The sequence below is a fragment of the Brevibacterium sp. AGC70 genome, assembly GCF_057334195.1.
Window position 1 is genome coordinate 61,434 of record NZ_JBHFIH010000005.1, and the last position, 2,845, is coordinate 64,278.

General features: G+C 60.8%; 2 protein-coding genes. Both read left to right on the forward strand.

The window, feature by feature from the left end; all coding sequences use genetic code 11:
* Window positions 1-210: 210 nt before the first annotated feature.
* A complete protein-coding gene (gene clpX, locus ACE03M_RS03930) occupies window positions 211-1,497 on the forward strand; it encodes an ATP-dependent Clp protease ATP-binding subunit ClpX (RefSeq protein WP_143921517.1) in 1,287 nt (428 codons plus the stop codon).
* A gap of 13 nt (window positions 1,498-1,510) precedes the next feature.
* The gene (locus ACE03M_RS03935) at window positions 1,511-2,800 is read left to right on the forward strand and encodes an MFS transporter (RefSeq protein ID WP_485932823.1); all 1,290 of its coding nucleotides are present in this window, start codon (window positions 1,511-1,513) and stop codon (window positions 2,798-2,800) included.
* Window positions 2,801-2,845 lie beyond the last annotated feature (45 nt).

A 2,845-nucleotide genomic window follows, 5' to 3' on the forward strand; every position in this document is an offset into this window, starting at 1 on the left:
CCCCCCCGAAGCGGTCTGTGCTGCGAAGTTGCCACCTGGTGCGGCGCCGAGTAGTTTGGGCCTTCTCAACAGCATGGGTGCGTCCATCTTCTCCGACACACCGAATGACGGTTCTGGCCGCTCATGTCAGTCCCGTATGGGAAGCTATTGAGGTACAGGAAACACGAGCGGTAGAGTTGGGGCCAGGTGCCCCGGCGGAAGGTTGTGACAGTGGCTCGCAGTGCGGACGGAGCAGACCTGCTCAAATGTAACTTCTGTGGGAAATCCCAGAAGCAGGTTCGGAAACTCATCGCCGGACCTGGCGTCTACATCTGCGATGAATGCATCGGGCTGTGCAACGAGATCATCGAAGAGGAGCTCAGCGAAGGCACCTCCGAACACACCGATATCGAACTGCCCAAGCCGCGCGAGATCTTCGACTTCCTCCAAGAATACGTCGTCGGTCAGGAACCGGCGAAGAAGGCCCTGTCCGTGGCCGTGTACAACCATTACAAGCGCATCCGCTCCCTGCAGAGCGACGAAGATACGAAGACCCTGGGTTCCGATGACACCGAGGTTGAGATCGCGAAGTCCAACATCCTCCTCGTGGGCCCCACCGGATCGGGCAAGACCTACCTGGCGCAGTCGCTGGCGAAGAGACTGGATGTTCCCTTCGCCGTTGCAGACGCGACAGCACTGACGGAGGCCGGCTACGTCGGCGAAGACGTCGAGAACATTCTGCTCAAACTCATCCAAGCCGCGGACTTCGACATTCAGAAGGCCGAACACGGCATCATCTACATCGACGAGATCGATAAGATCGCACGCAAGTCGGAGAACCCGTCGATCACCCGAGATGTCTCCGGCGAAGGTGTCCAGCAGGCGCTGCTGAAGATACTCGAAGGCACTCAGGCCTCCGTGCCGCCGCAGGGCGGACGCAAACATCCCCACCAGGACTTCCTCCAGATCGATACCACGAATGTGCTCTTCATCGTCGCGGGAGCCTTCGCAGGCATGGAGGAGATCGTTGCCGGCCGTAAGGGCAAGCACGGCATCGGGTTCGGTGCGCTCCTGCAGTCGAAGAACGACGAAGAAGACCTCTACGCCGACATCCTGCCCGAAGATCTGCTGAAGTTCGGACTCATCCCCGAGTTCATCGGACGCCTGCCCGTACTGGCCACGGTCTCCACACTGGATCGTGCGGCGCTGATATCGATCCTCACAGAACCGAAGAATGCCCTGGTCAAGCAGTACCAGCGCATGTTCGAGTTCGACAATGTAGAGCTTCGTTTCGAGACCGACGCCCTTGAAGCCATCTCCGACCTCGCACTCCTGCGCGGCACCGGGGCACGTGGACTGCGATCCATCCTCGAAGAGGTCCTGCAACCGGTCATGTTCGATGTTCCCTCCCGGGAGGACATCGCCGAGGTGGTCGTGACCAGGGACGTCGTGGACAAGAACGTCGCCCCCACTCTGGTGCCTCGTGAACAGCCTCGTGCATCCAAAAAGTCAGCCTGAGTCGTCTCATTAGATGAGGCTGTTCGCTGATACCAGGCCTCTGAAATACGACAACTACCGCCGCCTCTGGGTGGCCAACATCGTCACTGTCATCGGTGCTCAGATGACTGTGGTCGCTATTCCCGCACAGATCTATCACATCACCGGATCGTCCGGCTACGTAGGTCTCAGCGGTGTATTCGGGCTGGTTCCGCTCATCGTGTTCGGACTGTGGGGCGGTTCACTGGCCGATGTCATCGACCGTCGCAGGCTGCTCGTCATCTCCACAGTCGGCCTGATCATCGCGAGCTCGCTGTTGGCTCTCATCGCAGTCATGCAGCTTGGAAACGTGTGGCTGCTGCTGTCCGTATTCTCATTGCAACAGGCCTTCTTCGGCCTGAACCAGCCGGCCAAGGGCGCACTCCTGCCGACCATCGTTCCGCTCGAACTTCTCCCGTCTGCCAACTCGCTCAACATGACGGTCATGACATTGGGCGCCGTCGCAGGACCGATCATCGGCGGTGCTCTGATACCGGTCGTCGGCTATCAGACGCTCTACATCCTGGATGCGCTGTTCCTGGCCACAACTCTCTACGCGGTGCTGCGTCTGCCCCCATTGGTCCCTCAGAAACAGCCCGACACGCGCGCGGGTGTCAAAGGAGTCATCGACGGCTTCCGCTACCTGGCGACGAACACCGTCGTCATGGTGTCACTGCTGGTCGACGTCATTGCGATGGTCTTCGGAATGCCCAGAGCACTGTTCCCGCAGATCGCGACCGAGTCCTTCGGCGGTCCTCCGGCCGGAGGCATCGTCTTCTCTCTGCTGTTCGCGTCTCTGGCAGCAGGCAGCGCCTTGGCGGGGATCTTCTCAGGCTGGGTATCTCGCGTCGAACGTCAGGGCTTGGCAGTGATCACAGCGATCCTCGTCTGGGGCACCGCCATGTCTGTGTTCGGCCTGTCCCTGGAATTCGCCTCAGGGTTCTGGGCGGCGGCTCTCATCGTCGCGCTTCTCGGCCTGGCCATCGGCGGCGGCGCCGACATCATCTCCTCCGCATTCCGTTCTACGATGCTGCAGGAGGCTGCCAGCGATGACATGCGAGGTCGCATGCAGGGTGTGTTCATCGTCGTTGTCGCAGGCGGACCACGCATTGCCGATGTTCTGCACGGCACTGTCGCGGAGTTCACGAATACGACAATCGCCTCCGCCGGAGGGGGCCTCATCGTCATTGTGCTCGTCATCGCCTGTGCGTTGATCTTCCCGAAGTTCCGTCGCTATCGCGTGGAGCGCGGGGGAGCGGGGCAGCGCCGGACGTCGGTGGCCTGAAGCGCTCGTCCCATGCAGCGAGCCCGAGGCTACCCGGTGTTGCTT